This window comes from Mesorhizobium sp. WSM4306 (assembly GCF_007003975.1).
GTDB lineage: Bacteria > Pseudomonadota > Alphaproteobacteria > Rhizobiales > Rhizobiaceae > Mesorhizobium.
On record NZ_VFTC01000031.1, the window covers coordinates 21,820 to 37,784 of the forward strand.

Consider the following 15,965-nt stretch of genomic DNA (forward strand, 5'->3'; position numbering starts at 1 on the left):
CACTAGCGAAACCGTAAGCAGACAGGAAACAGTGAGTGGAAAGCGCGGGGCGCGTCGCCTATGAAGGAAGGATGTTCAGGCTCGCGCATATTTCCGATGTCCATCTGGGGCCGCTTCCCGGTGTAACCTATCGCGAACTCGCGTCCAAGCGCGTGGTCGGCTATGTCAACTGGCAGCGCAACCGCCGCCGCCATATGCACGATGCCGTCATCGACACCATCGTCGCCGACATGAAGGCGAGCGGTCCCGACCACCTCGCCGTCACCGGCGATCTGGTCAATCTGGCGCTGGATGGCGAGATCGAAATGGCAAAGCACTGGCTGGAGACGCTGGGCCCTCCGGAGGATGTCTCGGTGGTGCCGGGCAATCACGACGCCTATGTGCCGGGCGCCTTCGACAAGGTCTGCCGCTCCTGGGCGGCGTGGATGAGCGGCGACGGCGTCACCACACCAATCGACCGCAACACCTTTCCCTATCTGCGCGTGCGCGGCAACGTCGCGCTGATCGGCGTCTCGACGGCGCGCGCTACAGCACCTTTCATGGCCAACGGCTTCTTCCTCGAAGGCCAGGCGCAAAGGCTCGCCTCGGTGCTCGACGCCACGGCCAAACGCGGGCTGTTGCGGGTGATCATGATCCATCATCCCCCGGTACGCGGCGCCGTCACCCAACAAAAGCGCCTGTTCGGTATCTCTCGCTTCCACAAGATCGTTCACCGGCACGGCGCCGAGCTTGTGCTGCACGGCCATTCGCACCTGCCGTCGCTGTTCTTCATCGGCGGACGCGGCACCAGGATTCCGGTCGTCGGCGTCTCCGCTGCCGGGCAATCGCCGGGCGGCAAGAACCCGGCGGCACAGTACAATCTACTCGACATCGACGGCGAAAAGGGCGGCTGGCGGATCCGGCTGACGCGTCGCGGCCTGACCGGACCGGCTTTGCCGCCATCCGACCTCCAGGTGGTGGAACTCGGCGTGGATGCCGAGGCCTCGGAATCGTTGATCAGAAGCTGATCTTCATCGCCATCAGGCGATCCCAGAACAGCGCGGCCGCCACCGCCAGTCCTACCAGCGCGCCGGCGGCGATCAGGCCGAGGCCGGACAGGAAGGCCGACCACCGCTTGCCGGGCGCGGTTGCTTGCAAGGGTGGTTCGGCTTCCCGCACGGTGGCGCGGTTCATGCCGGCAACGGCCGGCTCGACGCCGCCCTCCATCATGCGCTGGCGCTCGACGATGCGCTCCGCCACATAGCGCGTAACTTGATCGGCAACCGGTTTCATATCGGTCGATTCGGCAAGCACCACGCGGCCGATGCGGGTATCCCTCAGGAAACGGTAGGTGCGGCGGTCGCGTCCCATGGCGACATGGCTGACGGCGTCGATCCACAGCCGCGGCTGCAGGCCCGACGAGACGACGAAGTCGAAATTGTCCATGTCGGCGGGTACGTCGGCAAAGACCGGGGTGAGTTCGGCGGCAAGCAGCTCAAGCCGCATCCGGTGCGCCTCGCGCATGTCGACCACGACATCATCGCGATCGGCAAAGGCGTTTTTTACGTCGCGAACGGCATCGGACAGTTTGCGCGACGGGGTTAAAGAGGTGAATTGCTCGTCTGAGTCCTTCATTATCCCTCGCTAATATGGTTAATAGCGAGTTAACACAGCCGCCGGCAAAATGCACTGGCGAGATGCTGGGAGCCAGCGAGGTTCAGCTCGCTGCGGCGTCGAGTGTCGGACGCACACGCCGGCCGCGGCGGGCCATGTTCCGGCGCACGGCCTGGGCGACCACCTCAGGCACTTCGTCGACCAGCATATGGCCGGCATCGAGCACGTGATGGACATGAAAATGCGCCGGCAGGCCATCAGCCTGGGTTACGGGCAGCACCGGATCGTCCGCTCCCCAAACCACCATCAGCGGCATGTCGAGCGTGTCGAGCTGTTTGCGGGGGATGACGCCCTGCCGCTCATCCCTGGTCATGACGGCTGATATTTCGACCAGCTTGCGCAACTGGCCGGGGCGACGGCGTACTTCTGCCAGGACACCTACGATGCGCTCCGGCGGTGGGCTTTGCGGTCCCGACATGGCGGCAAGGCAAGTGCGGATTTCGCGTCTGTCGGCCGCCGCGGCGTAGCGACGCAACAGCGGCCCATTGATCTCCGGGCCAAAACCGCCCGGCGCCAGAAGCGTCAACGAGGCTATTGTTTCGGGTTCAGCCAATGCCATCAGGGTGGCTACCGCACCGCCCATCGAATGACCGGCGACATGCACCCTTGCTATGCCGCGTGCGGCGAGATCCGCGAGAACTGCTCGCGCCGCCGTCTTGGCCGGACCGCCGGCGGGGAAATCGAGTGACAGTCCGTGTCCCGGAAGATCGTAGGCCAGTGTTCTGATCCCGGGCGCCAGCGTCGCGGTCACCTCGCGCCAGATGTCATGGCAACCGCCGAAGCCATGCAGCAGGACGACCGTCTTCGACCCGGCGCCCCGCTCGGCAACATAGAGGGATGGGACCATGAAAAATGTATGATTATTGCAAGATGGGACAGGAAATTTCGAATTGGGCTGGATTGCTCCCAGTCCAGACCGATGGCCGGTAAAATTTTCGCGATCCGGAAAGATACTAGCTGGCGTTACCGAGTCCCGCGGCGCGCAACGCCTCGACCAGCCGCTCGGTCAGATCGGCGGGATATTTCCGCTCGGCGAAGGCCGCACGCGGGTCAGCGGCGAATTTCGGGAATTTGGTGGTCAGCTCATCCAGAAGCTTGGCCGCCAGCTGCTCGCGGCCGGCAGCCTTGGCGCCGATCAGCCGCGCCGCCAGATAATGCGATTTCATCGCCGTCGTGCGCAGCGACTCGCTGGCGATCGCGGCCTTGTTCATATCGCCCAGCATGAACTGTCCGGCGAAGAGCCCATAATCCCACCAGGTCGGGTGGCCGCTGAACGTCTCGACGGCGTGGGCAAGGATCGGTGTTCCCTCGGCATACTTGCCGGCGAAGATCAGGCCATAGCCGTAAGCGGCGGCCATGCTGAGGTCGTAGGGGTTGAGCTCATAGGCCTTGCGCATCCAGCGGATCGCTTCCTCGTTGTTGCCGAGGCGCGAGTAAAGGTAACCGTATGCGCGGTGCGCGTAGGGACTGGTCGGCCCCATCTGGATGGCGCGATGGGCAAAAGACATCGCTTGTTCGACCGTCGCGTCAGGCGGATAGGCGTAGTGGTCGCTCGCTGCCTCGAGATGGAGCGATGCCAGTTCTGAATAAACGAGCGACGATTTCGCGCCTTGGCTGGCAAGGTTTTCCAGACAACGATAGGCGGCCTCGTGGGTCTTGGTGCTCTGGTCGAGATAATATCTGTCGTTGAGGATCAGGCACCTCGTCAGCCTGGTCTGAATGCCGTTCTGTTCGATGTAACTGTAGAGCGGGCCGGCGGCGGGAATGGTCGAGCTGAGGATGGTGGCGATACGATCCTCGACAATACCGGGCGCGCTGTCGCCGGTCGTCAGATTGCGCGACAAAAGCACGCGGCCGGTCGCCACGCTCTGCAGCTCGAGCGTCACGTCACCTGCCATCGGTCCGGGCAGGACATCGAAAACGAAGCTGGTCGGGTCGGTGCTCGGGTCGCGGTTGCTGTCGGCGTCGCGGCCGATGAAGTCGATTGTGTCGAAACCGGCAAGACCGGCGCGCAGCGAGGCGGCGACGCGGCCTGCCTCGGGGCCGGTGGCCTTCACGGCGATGTAGATGACGGGCAGGGCTTCCACCGTCGGCGATGCGATGCTGCTCGTTGCGCCCGCCGTCTCGACCGCCGCCGCCGGATCGCTGCCGGCAAGCACTGCGCCGCTGCCCTGGCGCAGGATGAGCACGCCCAGCATAAGGATGACCAGCGCCATCGCGCCCCAGAAGAAGTGCAAATGGCGCGCCAGGGAACGTCCAGGTTCCGCAACCGCCGACGCCATCGAGGCAACCGGGGGCGCGGCAAGAGCGGGGTCCTCGGGCGATCCGGGCAAGGCGGCTACCGATTGCGCCAGCGCCACCGACTCCTGCCCAACCGGCAGGCGGATGGCGTTGAGTTCATAGGACGGCACATAGCCGCCGCGCGGAATGGCGATGCGGACCGGTTCGGCTACGCCCTCATTCGCGAAATAATGCTGGAGAAGTTCGCGCAGCCTGCCTGCCTGCACCCGGACCACCGCATCGGTCGACGAATCGAAATCGCCGTCCTTGCCGAAGACGTCCATGGCGATCGAGAAACCCTTGAGCCTGTCGGCTTCGCCGGCTTGCTCGCGCTCCACTAGGTAGCGCAGCAACTTGCGTGCGCGCTCGGAACGTCCGAACGTTTCGCTGGCGAGCAGTCGCTCCAGTGTCTCGCGCACTGCGGGGGCGGCAGGCGTGGCATGCTGCAAGTGTCGATCCTCTCGAAGTCGGCACAGGTTGAGGCGCAATCATATAGCGCCAGCACTTCCATTCAAGCATGCTTATGTTATGCGATCGCGTACCGCACCGAATAATTGCCGATGGTTAACACGAAAAAATCGCGATTTCCCCCCCGGCAAATGGGTGATTTCCGGGCGCCGCGGAGACACAGCGCCCGGCAAGATATCAGCCAGCCTTGCGGTTGATGATACGGTTGGCAGCCGAAACAACGGCTTCCAGCGAGGCGGCGACAATGTTGGTATTGATGCCGGCGCCGAACAGCTTGCCGCCGGGATATTCCATCTCGACATAGGAGATCGCCGAGGCGTTCGATCCGCGCTGGAGCGAATGCTCGGAATAGTCGAGGACCGACATGTTGACGCCGACATGGCGCGACAGCGCATCGACGAAGCCATCGATCGGGCCGGTGCCGGATCCAGTAATGGTCGTCTCCTTGCCGTTGTCGAGGATCACCGCCTCGACCACGCGCCGGCCTTTTTTCTCGGTATCAGGGTAGGTCTGATGGTCGAGGAATTTGAGCCGCGCGACGGGCTGGTCGACATAGGTCTCGAGGAAGCGGTCATGAATGCGCTTTGCCGGCACTTCCTTGCCTTCCGCGTCGGTGATCGCCTGGATCTCCTGGCTGAACTCGATCTGCAGATTGCGCGGCAGGTTGAGGCCGTAATCGGCCTGCAGCACATAGGCGATGCCGCCTTTGCCGGACTGTGAGTTGATGCGGATGATAGCCTCGTAGCTGCGCCCGACATCGGCCGGATCGATCGGCAGATAGGGCACTTCCCACACCGGCGTATTGGCCTTCTTCAGCGCCTTCATACCCTTGTTGATGGCGTCCTGGTGCGAGCCGGAAAAGGCGGTGTAGACGAGTTCGCCGACGTAAGGGTGGCGCTCGGGGATCTTCAGCTGGTTGGAATATTCGTAGACGTCCTTCATCCGGTTGATGTCGGAGCAATCCAGATGGGGATCGACGCCTTGGGTGTACATGTTGAGCGCCAGGGTGACGATGTCGACATTGCCGGTGCGTTCGCCATTGCCGAACAGCGTGCCTTCGACGCGGTCCGCACCCGCCATCAGGCCGAGCTCGGTGGTGGCGATGCCGGTGCCGCGATCATTGTGCGGGTGCAGCGAAATCAACAGGTTTTCGCGGTTGTCGAGGTTGCGGCACATCCATTCGATGCGATCGGCATAGATGTTGGGCGTCGACATTTCGACCGTCGACGGCAGGTTGATGATCAGCTTGTTGTCGGGTGTCGGCCTCACGATCTCGGTGACGGCGTTGCAGATCTCCAGCGCGACTTCGAGTTCAGTGCCGGTAAAGCTCTCCGGCGAATATTCGAAGCGGTAACCGCCGCCGGCCTTCGCCGCCATGTCGGTGATCATCTTGGCTGCATCGGTGGCGATGCGCTTGATGCCGCCGACATCCTTCTCGAAGACGACGCGGCGCTGCAACTCGCTGGTCGAATTGTAGAAATGCACGATCGGGTTGGTGGCGCCCTTGAGCGCCTCGAAGGTGCGGGTGATGAGTTCGGGACGGCACTGCACCAGCACCTGCAGCGAGACATCGGCCGGCACATTGCCTCGTTCGATGCACCAGCGGGCGAAATCGAAGTCGGTCTGCGAGGCCGAGGGGAAACCGATCTCGATCTCCTTGAAGCCCATGTCGAGCAGCAGCGCGAACATGCGCGCCTTGCGCTCATGGCCCATCGGGTCGATCAGCGCCTGGTTGCCGTCGCGCAAATCAACCGAGCACCAGACCGGCGCCTTGTCGATGACCTTGTTGGGCCAGGTGCGGTCGGTGAGGCCGACTGTCGGATAGGGCTGGTATTTGCGGGCGGCGCCCGGCATGTGGCCGGCCGCGCGTTTTACGCTTTCGGCTTCGCCGGATCGGATCTCTTCTCGTGCATTCATCGTCGTTTCTCCCGGCGGCTCGCGGATCGGTCTTCGGACGGATTGGTGGCGAGCAGCGCCTTACCAGATTTTCGTTCGCTTGATGTGAAGTGCCAATTTTGAACTGGCCAAGGAGCGTGCGCGTAAGCGGCGGTTCGACCGCCGGGCGCTCCTTCAGCGAACCCGGCGATCGCCGATAAGGCCGAGAAGAAGCAGGGTGGATGCCAGCGCGCGAACGGTCTCGCCGGCAAAGCCGGTCGGACGGGAAGCGACGGAGGAGGCGCGCGTGTTCATGTCGGTTTTCATACAGGAGCGGCCATAGAGAGGCAAGTAGGCTGCCGTTTCGACCGCGCCCGAGCACTCTTCCCCATGCGCGGCAAATGCGCCAAACTTGCGAATGGCCGAGATCACAATGCTTCGCCGTCGAGGGGTCATCCATGAATTTCGTTTTCTTCTCGCCGCATTTTCCCACCAACGGCGCCGATTTCTGCGACCGGCTGAAGAAGGCCGGCGCTACCGTGCTCGGCATCGGCGACGCGCCCTATGAGGCGCTGGACGGCAAGCTGAAGGCTGCTCTGTCGGAATATTACCGCGTCGCCGATATGGAGGATTACGATCCGGTGTTCCGGGCGATGGGCCATTTCATCCACAAATGGGGCCGCATCGACCGCTTCGAATCGCTCAACGAGCATTGGCTGGAGCTGGAAGCCAATATCCGCACCGACTTCAACATCTACGGCACCAAGCTCGATTTCGTGAAGAACCTGAAGCGCAAGAGCCGCATGCGCGCCTTCTTCCGCAAGAGCGGCGTCGACACCATCGCGCAGCGCAAATGCTCCGACCGGGCAGGCGCCATGACCTTCATCCGCCGCGTCGGCTATCCCGTGGTGGTGAAGCCCGATTCCGGTTCCGGCGCCTCGAACACCTTCAAGATTTCCAACGCCAAAGAGCTCAACCAGTTCTTCCGGGACAAGCCCGAGGACGTGACCTTCGTCATGGAGCAGTTCATCGAAGGACTGGTGGTGACCTATGACGGGCTGGTCAACCGTGACGGCGAGGTGGTGCTTGCGGCCAGCCACCGCTACGACCAGAGCGTCATGGAGGTGGTCAACAAGGACCGCCACATGAGCTACACCTGCTTTCCAAAGATATCGCCGGCGGTGGAGGAGGCGGGCAGGAAAATCCTGAAGGCGTTCGACGTGCGTGAGCGCTTCTTCCACATCGAGCTGTTCGAAACCAAGGACGACCGTGTCATCGCGCTCGAGGTCAACATGCGGCCGCCCGGCGCCTGGATGACCGATGCGATCAACTACACGTTCGATATCGATGTCTATGCGGCATGGGCCGACATGGTGGTGAAGGATGCCGCCGGCGGACCCTACGAGGGCAAGTATTTCACCGCCTATGCCAGCCGCAAGCAGCACCTCCACTATTTGCACAGCCATGAGGACGTGCTAGCCGCGCATCGCGACAAGATCGTCCACCATCAGCCGATAGAAAAGGTTTTCAGCCGCGCCATGGGAAATTACGCCTACCAGATGCGCTCGAAGGACGAGAGAGCGCTGCGCGAGGCCGGTCGTGTTCCCGACCTCACAAGGGCGGTTCTATCAGTTCGAGGATTCCGGCGGGGTGGGGGCGCTGGCCGAATTCATCGACACCGGCCGTATCCAGCTGTTTGCGGTCGACGGCATCGATTCGGAATCTTTCTTCAACAAGCATGCCGACGCCGCCCACCGCATCGACCGCCACGAGGCTTATTTCCGCTATGTCCGTGAGGAGGCGTTGCCGCAGTTTTTGGCGACCGCCGAGCAAGCCAATGGCGGACGCAAGTTGAAGCCGCTGTTTACGGGCTGCTCTATGGGCGCCTACCATTCCTCGAACTTCATCTTCCGCTTTCCAGAACTCGCCAGCGGCGTCATCGCGCTGTCGGGCGTCTATTCGGCGCGCGACTTCTTCGGCAAGGCGCTGGAAGGCGACATCTTCTACAACTCGCCGCTCGACTATCTGCCCGGCATCGTCGACCCCAAGCTGCTGGCGCGGCTGAAGGCGCTGCGGATGATCTTCTGCTGCGGGCAGGGCGCCTGGGAAGAGCGCATGCTGGTCGAGACGCGCAAGCTGGAACAGATCCTGCGCGACAAATCGATTCCCGCCTGGGTCGACTATTGGGGCGGCGATGTCAGCCATGACTGGCCGTGGTGGCACAAGCAACTGGTCTATTTCTTCGGCCGCTGGCTGGATGACGATCTGATGCATAGATTGGACTGATGACCACACCCGAGCCCATCCGCCGTTTCGTCGGAGCCACCAATGAAGGTGACACCGAAGCGTTTCTCGACACGTTCGCGTCGGATGCATCCTTGACCGACTGGGGACGATCCTTCCACGGCCGCGAGCAGATTGCGCGCTGGAACCAGTCCGACAATATCGGCGTGAAGTCCAATCTGCGCATTGTCCGTATCGCCGAGGCCGATGCCAGCTACCACGTCCGCATCGCCGTCAAAGGTGATGGCTTCAACGGCGAAGGGGACATGGTCTTCACGCTGGACGGTGACCGCATAGCGAGCCTGGTCATCAGCTGACGCTGCGCAAGGCTAGCCTTCCTGGCATACCGGCACAGGAACGGCTTCGTGCTCCACGGTCGATCCGCGGCGCAGGCCGAGGAAGACGACAAGCGCGGTGACGATGGTGATTGCCGCCAGCACGATCAGCAGCCTGTCGAACGCCGTCTCGTAGGCCTGGATCAGGACCGTGGCTCCGGCTCCCGGCAGGCGGGCTGCTGCTTCGCCGACATTGCCGGTTACCAGCAGCTGGGCTGCCGCCGCCGCATCAACGGAAGACGCCGTTCCCTCGGCGGTGAGTCTCGTCGCCGTGAAACCCGACAGAACGGCCATGACGATCGCCAGCGCCACGCCTTCGCAGGCGACGCGGGTGGTGTTGAAGATGCCGACCGCCATGCCGGCGCGCTCCTTCGGCACGACGCTGACGGCAAGTCCGTCCATCAGCCCCCAGGGCAAAGCGATGCCGATGCCGATCAGCACCAGCGGCGCCACGAGGGCGATGGCGACCGGCGGCGTCAGGCTCAGCCAGACAAGGCCGGCGGCGGCAATCAACAGGCCGACGCCGCAGATCGTCGCCGGAGCGATCCAGCGCGCCACCTGGCCGGCAAGCAGAGGCAGGATCAACAGCGGTCCCGACAGGCAGATCATCAATTGCCCGGCCTCGATCTCGCTCATCCCCTCAATGCCGATGAAGCGGATCGGCAACAGCACGAGCAGGACGACGAAGCCATAGGCGGGGGCAGCCGCCAGAAACTGGACGCCGACGAAGCGGGGAAAGCGGAACAGCGAGAGATCGAGCATCGGCCGGCCCACGCGCCGCTCGACGATGACGAAGGCGGCAAAGAAGAGCGCAGCGATGGCAAGCAGCCCGATCACGAGCGGATCGGTCCAGCCGCTCTGCGGCGCCTGAAGCACGCCGTAGGTCAGCGCGGCCAGCGCAATCGTGAAAGTGCCGGCCCCCGCCCAGTCGAGGCCAGTCGCATCGGGGTCGCGCGATTCCTTGATTGTGCCCAGACCCAGTAGCGCGGCGGCAATCGCAAGCACTGCCACCAGCACGAAGATCGACCGCCAGCCGAATGCTTCGATGATGAGGCCGGAGGCGATCGGACCGAAGGCGAGGCCAATGCCGAAACTGGTGCCGAGGAAGGAAAAGGCGCGCAACCGCAGTGACCCTTCGAATTCCTGGGCAAGCGCTGAGGCGCCGCCGGCGAAGGCGGCGGCACTGCCGAGCCCTTGCGCAGCCCGAAGTGTGTCGAACCAGACGATGTCAGGCGCCAGCATCGCGCCCAGCGTGGCCAGGACATAGAGGCCGAGGCCAACAATGAACATCCGCTTGCGGCCATGATTGTCGGCGAGCGCGCCCAACGCCATCAGGGTGGCGCCAAAGGTCAGCATGAAGGCGTTCGTCACCCAGTTGAGCGCGATCGGGCTGCCGCCGAGATCGGCTGCGATGCGCGAGAGTGCGACGGCCGGGCCGGTGAAGGTCAAGGGCATGGTCATGGCGGCAAGGCATACCGACAGCAGAACGAGCCATGGCGCGGCGGCGCCGTTTGTGGTCTTGGAAGTCATGGGTTTTCCTATCTGAAGCAGGATCCGCCGGCCTGCCGCTGGGAGCGCGGCGCCGGTCGTGAAGACAAGATAGGCCCGCGACATTCCCAGAAAAATAGTATTAAATCTCCAGATATACCGGACTGAAACGCTCGAATGGAGAGATGCGATGGAACGCCTCAACGGCCTTCTGGCCTTTGCCCGCACCGCCGAGTTCGGCAGTTTCATCGCCGCCGGCCGAACGCTTGGCATCTCGGCGTCGGCCGTCGGCAAGAGCGTCGCCAGGCTCGAGCAGGATCTCGGCGTGCGGCTGCTGCAGCGCAGCACGCGCCGCATCGGCCTGACCGAGGAAGGCAAGCTGTTCAGCGAGCGGGTGCGGCGCATCCTTGACGACATCGACGATGCCGAGGCGATGCTGTCGCGGACGCGAGAAACGCCGCATGGTCGGCTGCGCGTTTCGACGCCGATCGTGACCTATCACCTGCTGTTGCCGGTGCTGTCGGAGTTCATGGCGCGCTATCCCGAAATCGAACTCGACATCGATTTCAACGATCGCATCGTCGACCTCATCGACGAAGGCGTCGACATCGCAATCCGCAGCGGCGAGCTGCCGGATTCGCGACTGGTGGCACGGCCGCTTGCGCCCTTCCGGCTGCTGTTGTGCGCAGCACCTTCCTACATCGAGCGGCACGGCAACCCGAGCGGACCGGACGATCTCGTGAACCACTACGGCATACGCTTTCGGTTTCCAAACAGCGGCAAGCTGCAGGGTTGGCCGTTCATCGGCGGCAGTGTCGAGCCGCAGGTCCGCTCGATGCTGACCTGCAACAACACCGAGGCGCTGAAGGGCGCGACTATGGCCGGTCTCGGTATCAGCTCGATGCCCGATTTCCTGGTCCGCGAGGCGCTGCGCGATGGGCAATTGCGCACTGTGCTGGACGACCATGTCGACGGCCGCGGCCAGTTCCGGATGCTGTGGCCGTCAAATCGCCATTTGTCGCCGAAGGTGCGCGCTTTCGTCGATTTCCTTCCCGACAGGCTTGCCGCGACGCTGAACGGCTCGTAGTCCTTCGCGGCGCCGATGGCGATGACGAAGACGGCGAGGACTAGCGCTGCTTCTCAGTAGGTGGCCCGTCCGCCGGAGAGGTCGAACGTTGCGCCGGTGGTGAAGGAATTCTCGTCCGACAGCATGAAGGCGATCATGGCCGCGGCCTCTTCCACTTCGACGAACCGGCCGCGCGGCACCTTGCCCAGCATGTAGGCGACCTGTGCCTCGGTGAGCTGCTCGAGGATGCGGGTACGGGCGGGCGACGGCGTCAGCGCGTTGACGGCGATGTCGTGGCCGGCAAGCTCCTTGCCGAGCGATTTGGTCAGCGCGAGCACACCCGCCTTGGCGGCCGAATAGGCGGCGGCATTCGGATTGCCTTCCTTGCCGGCGACAGAGGCAATGTTGACGATGCGGCCGTAGCTGCGTGCGATCATGCCGGGCACCAGGCGTTTGCAGCAGTAGAAGACGCCGTTGAGGTCGATGTCGATGATCTGGCGCCAGGCGGCAGGATCATAGTCCACTACCGTAGCCGCCGGTCCGGCAATGCCAGCATTGTTGACGAGCAGATCGACCGGGCCGAGCGAGCGCTCGGTTTGCGTCGCGGCGCTGTCGACGGCCTCGATCAGCGATTGATCGCACAGCAAAGGCTCGATCCGACCGAGCGGGGCGAGTTCGGCGACGGCGTTCTTCATCGCAGCCTGGTCGACATCCCAGATGGCAACGCTGGCGCCCGACGACAGCAAGCGCCGGGCAACAGCAAGGCCGATGCCTTGCGCGCCGCCCGTCACCACGGCGACACGGCCTGAGAGATCGACGGCATTCACGCGACGGTTCATGGGCAACTTCCTCTTCCCGGATCCTTGAATTCGTAACTCAGTCCCTGACGGCTCTCGCCACCAGCCGCGCTATGCTCGGCCCGGCGATGAGCACGACCAGGAAGCGGGCCGATTGCAGCGCCATGACGAAGGAGATGTCGACGTTCTGCGCGGCGGCGGCAATGATGGCGACGCTGTCCATGCCGCCGGGGCTGGTGGCGAGATAGGCGGTCAGCGGATCGATGCCGAGGACATGGCTGATCAGCCAGGCGAGACCGCCGCAAAAGGCGATCAGCACGACGATCGAGCCGACGATCTGCGGCAGCGCCCGTGTTGCATGGCGCAGGATCGCCCGGGTGAAATTCAGACCGATCGACCAGCCGACCATCGCATAGGAGAGCGCCAGCAGCCATGGCGGCAATTGCATCGCCACGCCGAAGCCGAGATGAACGATGGTGCCGAAGATGAAGGTGCCGAGGAAGAAGGGTGAGGGCAATCGGCACAAGCGGCCGAGCAGGCCGCCGATCAGCGCCACGCCGAGCGTGGCGGCAAAGGCCATTGCGTCGATCGGCGGGAACCAGACAATGGCTGGGATTTCAACGCCGGAGGTGTCGACCCACATCTTGGCCACGAGTGCCGCCGTCATCGAGACGAAGATGACGCGCAGATACTGCATGAAGGCGACGAGGCGCTGGTCGGCGCCAAAGGCGCCGGCCATCAGCACCATGGCGGTGGCGGCACCCGGTGAAGAGCCCCAGACCGCGGTGGTGCCGGGCAGGATGCGCCAGCGGCTGATCAGCCAGCCGAGCAGGCTGGACGCCGCAAGGGTCGCCAGCACCACGACGAGGAACAGAGGCCATTCCTTGTAGAAGACCGAAAAGATGTCGGCGGAGATCGACGCCGCGACAAGGCAGCCGACGACGGCCTGGGCGGCGCCGAACAGCGGGCGCGGCACGCGCACCGTGGCGCCGTTGGTGCCGGCAAGGATGGCCGCCAGCATCGGCCCGATCAGCAATGCCGCAGGCAGTGCGGCATATTCCAGCGCGCCGGCGAACAGCAGCGAGAAGATCAGCAGCACCAGCCACTGCCGAAGCGGACGCATGCGCGTCATGCGTTCGACGGCCGGCTGGTCTGGGACGGGCTGGTCGGATGAGGACTCCATTTTTTTGGTCTTAGACCCGGGTGCGAAAAATGCGAACCCCAGCGCACAGGAAAAAGACGTTTGCTTAGGATCTCGGTCAGAGCTTTCGAATAGGACCAGGATAGCGGGCTATAAGATCATCGGTCGTCAGCAAGGTAATACCTTCTACGGTCGCTTGAGCAATGAGGATCCGATCAAAGGGGTCCTTGTGAATTGCTGGAAGGCCATAGACGGTTACGGCATGTTCGCTGGTGATCGGCAACTCGTGATAGCCGTTGTCGAAGAGGCCTCGCCGCAGCAATCGCGGATCGACGGTAAAGTCATCCCGCCCGAGCCCTCGTTTGATTGCCACCTCCCAAAGGCTGGCAGAACTGAAAAGCAGTTCATGCGACGGGTCTTCAATCTCGGCGAGGGCCGCAAGAGGCAATCGGCCCGGTTCGCCGGCCGCCAAAAGGAGCAAGTGGGTGTCGAGCAACAGTTTCACGTGTTGACGCCGAACAATTTCTCAATCTCTTCGCTACCCATGCTGTCAAAATCCTCAGGGACAGAGAACTGGCCGGCCATAAAACCAACCCGCCGCACCTGTGTCGACTGATCGATGGGCACCACTTTGACCAACGGTTTACCAGCCTTGGCAATGATAAATGGCTCGCCTTTGGCAGCCTGATCGACGAGACGCGACAGGTTGGTCTTTGCGTTGTGGATGTTCACGGTTTGCATCATACGCTCCGATTGGACTTAGTCCACGGAACTTAGTCTATCCGGCGGCTTTTTGCAAGTATTTGCAGCCTGGGCACGCGAACTCGCTGGCTGGAGGATTGAACTTTCACTTGGGCTAGCCCGTCTTGGCCTCAGCCAGGCCGAAGCCGCCGACTGGATGGGTCTCGATCTGGAACTCGAAGCCGGCGATGAAGGGACGTGCCTTGGCGATCGCGGCCTGGATCTCGGGCAGTTGCAGCGACGCCTTGTGGCTTGCAGCATCGGTCCACACTTCAGTGACCCAGATCGCGTCGGCATCGGCCGGGTCGGTGGCGATGATGTAACTCAGGCAGCCGGGCAGGGCGCCGGTGCTCTCACGCAACACGCCCATGACCGCATCGCGCTGGCCACGCGCCGCCCGCATCTTGCCGATCAGTCCGTACATTTGGCTTCGCCTCCCTTTAAGCGACAAGATTATGCCGTCGGCATCTCACGGCATCAACTGGCCACCGTTCACCTCGATCACCTGTCCGGTAATATAGCCGCTCAAGAGGTCGGACGAGAGGAACAGATAGGCGCCGACGCAATCTTCCGCTGTGCCTGCTCTTCCCTGCGGAATGGTGGCGACCATGCCCTTCATCTGCTCGTCGGTCGAATAGCGCTCGTGAAACGGCGTCGCGATGGTGCCCGGCGCCACCGCATTGACTCGAATGCCGAAGCCGATCAATTCCTTGGCCATGCCGCGGGTGACGTTGGAGACAAAGGCCTTGGCCGAGCCGTAGAGCCCGGCGCCGGCACCGGCGCCATTGCGCGCCGCGATCGACGAGGTGTTGACGATGAAGCCGCCCTGCCTCTTCAGCCATGGCATCGCCTTGCGTGACGCCGTCAGCACCGAGCGGGCGTTGAGGTCCATCACCGCGTCGTAATGCGCCTCGGTCTGCTCGCCATAGGGCACACGGCCAAGCATGCCGCCGGCATTGTTGACTAGCCCGTCGAGCCGGCCGAAATGCTCGGCGCTCTCCTCGACGACACGCTCGACATCGGCGGCCTGTGAGAAGTCGCCCTGGGTCAGAAACACCTCGCCGCCGCCGTCGCGGATGGTTTTGGCCAGTTTCTCAGCGGCCTCGCGGCTTGAATTGTAGTGCAGCGCGACACGACTTTTCTGCGCGGCATAGGCCAGCGCAACGGCAGCGCCTATGCCGGTCGAGGCGCCGGTGACCAGCACCGCCTTGCCGGCAAGATCGGGGATGACGAGGGTGGGGGTTGCTGGCACGTCGGTTCTCCGGGAATTTCTGCCCGTCCTTCGTAGGCGCTCGCAGCCCTCCTGTTCAAGTCCTGCCGCTAGGGCCTCAGATAGGCGTAGCCCTGGCGCTGCAGTTCGGCGAGCTTGACGACGCCGCCCTTGTCGGCGGCGTGGAAGCCCGCGAGCAGGTCGCCAAGGGTGATCTCCATGCCTTTCATGGTATTGCCGCAAGCATGCGGCTCGAGGCCTTGCTGGACGAGGCCGGCAAAGCGTCCCGAAATCGCCGCCGATATGCCCTTGGACTTGAAGCCGGCAAGTGCGGGACCATGCACCACCAGCACGATCTCGACATTGCCGCCGGTGCCTTCATAGTGGTTCTTGATGTTGCCGAGCACGAAATTGACCTTGTCGAGATCGCTGAGGTGATAGGCGACCTTCGGTTTATCCTCGGCGGCCGCCGCCCGGCTTAGCCCGAACAGCCCGGCGGCGCCGGCAAGGCTGGCACGGAAAATGTCGCGTCGGCGCATGGCATCCTCCTCGGCTTGGTGCTCACCGCAAATTGCGTGGCTGCGGCCATGATACTAGCATAAATCGGCGTTACGTCCTGTCGATGCGA

General features: G+C 63.3%; 18 protein-coding genes. 5 read left to right on the plus strand and 13 right to left on the minus strand.

What is annotated here, in order from left to right; translation table 11 throughout:
- Positions 1–71: 71 nt before the first annotated feature.
- Positions 72–1,007, plus strand: a complete 936-nt coding sequence (locus FJV77_RS27145; protein WP_142869638.1) for a metallophosphoesterase — start codon at positions 72–74, stop codon at positions 1,005–1,007.
- Here the strand turns inward: FJV77_RS27145 and FJV77_RS27150 are convergent.
- From FJV77_RS27150 to FJV77_RS32545, 5 genes are all read right to left on the minus strand, one after another.
- A complete protein-coding gene (locus FJV77_RS27150; protein WP_142869595.1) occupies positions 997–1,614 on the minus strand; it encodes a hypothetical protein in 618 nt (205 codons plus the stop codon). The two genes, FJV77_RS27145 and FJV77_RS27150, sit on opposite strands and share 11 nt — an antisense overlap.
- A gap of 82 nt (positions 1,615–1,696) precedes the next feature.
- Positions 1,697–2,500: an alpha/beta fold hydrolase gene (locus FJV77_RS27155; RefSeq protein WP_142869596.1), complete on the minus strand. Its 804-nt coding sequence runs from the start codon at positions 2,498–2,500 to the stop codon at positions 1,697–1,699.
- A gap of 106 nt (positions 2,501–2,606) precedes the next feature.
- Positions 2,607–4,382 carry a hypothetical protein gene (locus tag FJV77_RS27160; RefSeq protein WP_142869597.1) on the minus strand — a complete coding sequence of 592 codons (1,776 nt, stop codon included), beginning with the start codon at positions 4,380–4,382 and terminating at the stop codon, positions 2,607–2,609.
- A gap of 196 nt (positions 4,383–4,578) precedes the next feature.
- On the minus strand, positions 4,579–6,255 hold the full coding sequence (gene leuA, locus FJV77_RS27165) for a 2-isopropylmalate synthase (RefSeq protein WP_246691400.1): 1,677 nt from the start codon (positions 6,253–6,255) through the stop codon (positions 4,579–4,581).
- Between the two features lie 216 nt (positions 6,256–6,471).
- A complete protein-coding gene (locus FJV77_RS32545) occupies positions 6,472–6,708 on the minus strand; it encodes a hypothetical protein (RefSeq protein WP_185970447.1) in 237 nt (78 codons plus the stop codon).
- Positions 6,709–6,734: 26 nt separating this feature from the next.
- On the opposite strand from FJV77_RS32545, the gene FJV77_RS27175 reads away from it, so the two are divergent.
- From FJV77_RS27175 to FJV77_RS27185, 3 genes are read left to right on the plus strand one after another with little or no spacing between them, the layout of a single operon-like run.
- Positions 6,735–8,072 (plus strand): ATP-grasp domain-containing protein, encoded by a 1,338-nt coding sequence (locus FJV77_RS27175; RefSeq protein ID WP_246691396.1) that lies wholly within the window; start codon positions 6,735–6,737, stop codon positions 8,070–8,072.
- Positions 8,073–8,079: 7 nt separating this feature from the next.
- Positions 8,080–8,562, plus strand: coding sequence for a hypothetical protein (locus FJV77_RS27180; RefSeq protein ID WP_246691397.1), 483 nt, complete (start codon positions 8,080–8,082; stop codon positions 8,560–8,562).
- Complete coding sequence (locus FJV77_RS27185; RefSeq protein ID WP_142869599.1) at positions 8,562–8,876, plus strand: nuclear transport factor 2 family protein; 315 nt, start codon at positions 8,562–8,564, stop codon at positions 8,874–8,876. Before FJV77_RS27180 ends, FJV77_RS27185 begins: the two co-directional genes overlap by 1 nt.
- Positions 8,877–8,888: 12 nt before the next feature.
- Here FJV77_RS27185 and FJV77_RS27190 read toward each other — a convergent pair whose 3' ends face one another.
- Complete coding sequence (locus FJV77_RS27190) at positions 8,889–10,424, minus strand: MFS transporter (protein WP_142869600.1); 1,536 nt, start codon at positions 10,422–10,424, stop codon at positions 8,889–8,891.
- A gap of 148 nt (positions 10,425–10,572) precedes the next feature.
- On the opposite strand from FJV77_RS27190, the gene FJV77_RS27195 reads away from it, so the two are divergent.
- Entirely contained in the window at positions 10,573–11,469 is an 897-nt protein-coding gene (locus FJV77_RS27195; protein WP_142869601.1) for a LysR family transcriptional regulator, read from the plus strand.
- A 53-nt stretch (positions 11,470–11,522) separates the two neighbouring features.
- Here FJV77_RS27195 and FJV77_RS27200 read toward each other — a convergent pair whose 3' ends face one another.
- The 7 genes from FJV77_RS27200 to FJV77_RS27230 form a co-directional block, all read right to left on the minus strand.
- Positions 11,523–12,275, minus strand: coding sequence for an SDR family NAD(P)-dependent oxidoreductase (locus tag FJV77_RS27200; protein WP_142869639.1), 753 nt, complete (start codon positions 12,273–12,275; stop codon positions 11,523–11,525).
- 49 nt (positions 12,276–12,324) lie between these two features.
- Positions 12,325–13,428: an AbrB family transcriptional regulator gene (locus FJV77_RS27205; RefSeq protein ID WP_142869602.1), complete on the minus strand. Its 1,104-nt coding sequence runs from the start codon at positions 13,426–13,428 to the stop codon at positions 12,325–12,327.
- A gap of 76 nt (positions 13,429–13,504) precedes the next feature.
- Positions 13,505–13,891 (minus strand): type II toxin-antitoxin system VapC family toxin, encoded by a 387-nt coding sequence (locus FJV77_RS27210; RefSeq protein ID WP_142869603.1) that lies wholly within the window; start codon positions 13,889–13,891, stop codon positions 13,505–13,507.
- Positions 13,888–14,127: a type II toxin-antitoxin system Phd/YefM family antitoxin gene (locus FJV77_RS27215; protein WP_185970444.1), complete on the minus strand. Its 240-nt coding sequence runs from the start codon at positions 14,125–14,127 to the stop codon at positions 13,888–13,890. The genes FJV77_RS27210 and FJV77_RS27215 overlap by 4 nt, the downstream gene beginning before the upstream one ends.
- Positions 14,128–14,242: 115 nt before the next feature.
- Entirely contained in the window at positions 14,243–14,551 is a 309-nt protein-coding gene (locus tag FJV77_RS27220) for a putative quinol monooxygenase (RefSeq protein WP_142869605.1), read from the minus strand.
- 45 nt (positions 14,552–14,596) lie between these two features.
- On the minus strand, positions 14,597–15,379 hold the full coding sequence (locus FJV77_RS27225; RefSeq protein ID WP_142869606.1) for an SDR family oxidoreductase: 783 nt from the start codon (positions 15,377–15,379) through the stop codon (positions 14,597–14,599).
- A gap of 68 nt (positions 15,380–15,447) precedes the next feature.
- Positions 15,448–15,876 (minus strand): DsrE family protein, encoded by a 429-nt coding sequence (locus tag FJV77_RS27230; protein ID WP_142869607.1) that lies wholly within the window; start codon positions 15,874–15,876, stop codon positions 15,448–15,450.
- Between the last annotated feature and the right edge of the window lie 89 nt (positions 15,877–15,965).

Excerpts from the sequence above, each read along its gene's own strand:
- FJV77_RS27145 (WP_142869638.1), top strand. The coding sequence starts at position 72 with ATGTTCAGGCTCGCGCATATTTCCGATGTCCATCTGGGGCCGCTTCCC.
- FJV77_RS27195 (WP_142869601.1), top strand. The coding sequence starts at position 10,573 with ATGGAACGCCTCAACGGCCTTCTGGCCTTTGCCCGCACCGCCGAGTTC.
- FJV77_RS27175 (WP_246691396.1), top strand. The coding sequence starts at position 6,735 with ATGAATTTCGTTTTCTTCTCGCCGCATTTTCCCACCAACGGCGCCGAT.
- leuA (WP_246691400.1), bottom strand. The coding sequence starts at position 6,255 with ATGCCGGGCGCCGCCCGCAAATACCAGCCCTATCCGACAGTCGGCCTC.
- FJV77_RS27205 (WP_142869602.1), bottom strand. The coding sequence starts at position 13,428 with ATGGAGTCCTCATCCGACCAGCCCGTCCCAGACCAGCCGGCCGTCGAA.
- FJV77_RS27190 (WP_142869600.1), bottom strand. The coding sequence starts at position 10,424 with ATGACTTCCAAGACCACAAACGGCGCCGCCGCGCCATGGCTCGTTCTG.
- FJV77_RS27215 (WP_185970444.1), bottom strand. The coding sequence starts at position 14,127 with ATGCAAACCGTGAACATCCACAACGCAAAGACCAACCTGTCGCGTCTC.
- FJV77_RS27185 (WP_142869599.1), top strand. The coding sequence starts at position 8,562 with ATGACCACACCCGAGCCCATCCGCCGTTTCGTCGGAGCCACCAATGAA.
- FJV77_RS27155 (WP_142869596.1), bottom strand. The coding sequence starts at position 2,500 with ATGGTCCCATCCCTCTATGTTGCCGAGCGGGGCGCCGGGTCGAAGACG.
- FJV77_RS27150 (WP_142869595.1), bottom strand. The coding sequence starts at position 1,614 with ATGAAGGACTCAGACGAGCAATTCACCTCTTTAACCCCGTCGCGCAAA.
- FJV77_RS27230 (WP_142869607.1), bottom strand. The coding sequence starts at position 15,876 with ATGCGCCGACGCGACATTTTCCGTGCCAGCCTTGCCGGCGCCGCCGGG.
- FJV77_RS27220 (WP_142869605.1), bottom strand. The coding sequence starts at position 14,551 with ATGTACGGACTGATCGGCAAGATGCGGGCGGCGCGTGGCCAGCGCGAT.